A 2,920-nucleotide genomic window follows, 5' to 3' on the forward strand; every position below is an offset into this window, starting at 1 on the left:
CATCGGTAAAGACGCCATCGACATCAAAGCCACGGAACATGGCATGGCAATCAGCGCGGAGCGGCCCAACGTTGATGTGGGAGAGGATCGCGTGCTCAGCGAATTCCGCTACGGCAACTGGCGGCGTAGCTTCTACTTTGGCAAGCGCATTGATCCCAACCAGTTGCAAGCCGAACTCCAGGACGGCATCCTGCACGTCACGGCCCCCAAAGTGGACAGCGTCAAGGCCGTGAGCATCAAGGTGGGCAACTGATCCCACCCGTCCGCCTCGCCGCCTGCCCGTCTACACCCCGGCCCACCATATGCCCTGTGGCGCTCTCTCCCCAGGGCATATGGTGGGCTTGGCGGCGCCGGAGCTACAGTTGTCGTGCTCCACAAAGTCATTGATCTTGCGGGTGAGTTCTCCTACATTATGGAAAGAACCGCGTCGGATAGCTTTCTGGGTAATGATGCCAAACCAGCCTTCCACTTGATTGATCCATGAGGCGTAGGTGGGGGTGAAATGCACATGGAACCTGGGCTGCTGCATCAGCTACTCCTTCACCTTGGCGTGTTTATGGGTACAGTAGTTATCAATAATCAGATGAATATCCAAGTTATTGGGTACATTCCTTTCAACATGTTAGAGGAAGGAGACAAACTCCTGGCGCCGGTGCCGATGCTTACACTACGCCAGCATTTTCCCCGTGGCTATATTCAAAGCAGCAAACAAGGTTGTGGCGCCGTTACGGATAGTTTCATGGGTCACACCTTCCACATAGCCCAGTCCCAAGGGTAGCATGGGTTGGGTTCGCTCCAGTGCCTGGATTTGCATCTTCTCGTCTACACAGAGCATGACAACATGGTATGGTGGATTTAATATAAACCCACAATGTCATGCACCTTCTCCACAAAGTAGGGATCGTTGGAGATCTTGAAATGCCGGCGGCGATGGGCCAGGGTGGGACACTCCAATGGGTGGCATGGGCTGGCGGACTCTGCAATGCCGTGTTGAGCACCTCGGTCACACGCTGGTCATCATGGGGCGGGAGCGGCCAGGGCGTTGTTCGTCCTGCAGCCCTCCCATGCCCTGCTGGTGAAAGCGATGGCGCCATTTGCTCACCGTCATCTTGCTCACCCCCAATCTCTACCTGGGGATCTCCCTTACCACAGGCCAGAATGAGTTGGGCGCACCACACCAAGCCGGGCGGCAGTTTGAGGGAGCGGGTCATGCTCTGCAATTCCTCTCTCTTCCTCACTGAGCTTCACGGGAATTGGGGGGCGACCAATGGGTATGGGCCTACTCCTCTCTTGGATGGACTCCCTCTATTTTATCTCACTTCCTTCCAGGAACCTACACTGGGGTCCTGCTGGACGGTGGCAGTGACGGCCTCACCCTCACCACCACGGCCGATGCCCTCCTGGTGGAGACCACCTCGGAGGGGATTGTGGGTCTGAAGTCTTCGGAAGCCAGTATCTCGGCTGCGGCTGGGGCTGGCGGCCACAAGGCCGGCGCCCTTGGCCAACGACGGCGCACTGCTGCCCGCCATGGAGATCGGCATCCGCCAAGACGGCGGTGATGCCGAGACCGGCTTCGGTCTGGAGGTGGGGCGCCACAGCCTCTCCTGGAACTACCCACGGCGGGGCATCAGTGGCGAACTGAAGGGCCACCCCCTGCTCACCCACATGGAGGAGGAGTTCCGGGAGCAGGGCTTGGCCCTCTCCTTCGCATGGGAACCCGACCCGTCCAATCGCGGGCCGTCCCTCGCCCTGGGCCACACCATGGGGGTAACAACGGCAGGGGGTATGGATGCCCTCCTCAATCCCACTGTTCTGGAGGGGGTGGACGACGCCAGCAGCGGGGGGCAGCAGTTCGAGGCGCAGTTGGCCTACGGCTTCCCCGCCCACAACGACCGCCTCACCCTCTCCCCAGGGGTGGCAGTGGCCCTCTCCCCCCACCGGCAGCGCCTACACCCTGCTGTGGTCCCTGGCGCCCTATGCTCCCCAACCGGGAGAGACTGCGCCTTGGGAACTCTCCCTCGAAGGGGAACAGCAGGATACCCGCTCCTCCGCTTCCCACCCGGAACACTCCCTCGGCCTCCGCTTCTCACTCCTCTTCTGACCCCTCTTTCCTGGTTCTCTTATCCAGAACCCGGGTTACACCGTTTCCGCGACTGGCGCCCCATTGCAACACCTTAGGCTCAGGATCCACAAACTGGGGAAGGGATTGCCTCTTATGGGTCCTGGCTCCGGCAACCGGACGTCCGGAGAAGCTGGAACACCCGCTCCGGGACCAACTGGGCGGTGGCGCCGACAACGGCGTCAGCACCAGCGGCCAACAACTGCCGGTGGTAGGCGGCCCCCACGGTCTCGGCGGCAGCGGCCACATGGGGCGGGGCCACGGCCAGGGCTTTGCAGCGCAGCCGGGGCTGTTGCCGCCGGGCATGAACCACCGTGAGCACGTCCGCAACGGTATCCCCCACATACCCCATGGGCAGGTGGGCGAGGGGGACGCGGGCCCTGGCGGCCAACGCCTCGGCCAACCGGAGAAGGCCCGTGGGATCCGGTTTATCCGGGGCATCCCCCATGGCCACCAGGGGGGGCTGAAGCAGGCCCAGGCGATCCTCCAGCACGTGGCGGGCGCTGGGGGGCTCAGCCCCGCTGACAAAGCCCCAGCCAATGCCGGCGCTGCTGAGGGCGGCAAAAAAGGCCCCATCCACCAACAGGGGCTCCTGGCGGATGAGGCCGGTCCACCGTCGGGGCTCCTGGCTCACGGCGCCCCCATCGTCCCGCCCGAAATACAACCCGGAGAACACCTCCACCACCTCCGCCCGTGAAGGCAGCGGCAGGTTCGGCTGCCGGGAGCGGCGACGACGCAGCAACTCCAGGCTGGCATCCCAATCGTTGTTCCAGCAGCCTTCCGCCTTGAGGGCGTCAATGG

General features: G+C 62.7%; 5 protein-coding genes. 2 read left to right on the forward strand and 3 right to left on the reverse strand.

Features of this window, described 5'->3' with window-relative positions:
• Positions 1-253: Hsp20/alpha crystallin family protein (locus BG35_RS0108425; protein ID WP_025782481.1), on the forward strand; the 253-nt coding region annotated here is incomplete at its 5' end.
• Positions 254-283: 30 nt separating this feature from the next.
• On the opposite strand, the gene BG35_RS14200 is transcribed toward BG35_RS0108425, so the two are convergent.
• Both BG35_RS14200 and BG35_RS14205 read right to left on the reverse strand, forming a co-directional pair.
• A complete protein-coding gene (locus BG35_RS14200) occupies positions 284-529 on the reverse strand; it encodes a transposase (protein ID WP_080688110.1) in 246 nt (81 codons plus the stop codon).
• A gap of 474 nt (positions 530-1,003) precedes the next feature.
• Positions 1,004-1,108, reverse strand: a complete 105-nt coding sequence (locus tag BG35_RS14205; protein WP_152535248.1) for a helix-turn-helix domain-containing protein — start codon at positions 1,106-1,108, stop codon at positions 1,004-1,006.
• Between the two features lie 389 nt (positions 1,109-1,497).
• Between BG35_RS14205 and BG35_RS0108445 the strand changes: the two genes are divergently transcribed.
• Positions 1,498-2,178, forward strand: coding sequence for a hypothetical protein (locus BG35_RS0108445; RefSeq protein WP_025782483.1), 681 nt, complete (start codon positions 1,498-1,500; stop codon positions 2,176-2,178).
• A gap of 35 nt (positions 2,179-2,213) precedes the next feature.
• Here the strand turns inward: BG35_RS0108445 and BG35_RS13165 are convergent.
• Positions 2,214-2,920 (reverse strand): HAD family hydrolase (locus BG35_RS13165; RefSeq protein ID WP_025782484.1); only part of this gene is annotated, 707 nt, incomplete at its 5' end.

The organism is Candidatus Synechococcus spongiarum SH4 (assembly GCF_000586015.1).
Lineage (GTDB): Bacteria > Cyanobacteriota > Cyanobacteriia > PCC-6307 > Cyanobiaceae > Synechococcus_B > Synechococcus_B spongiarum_F.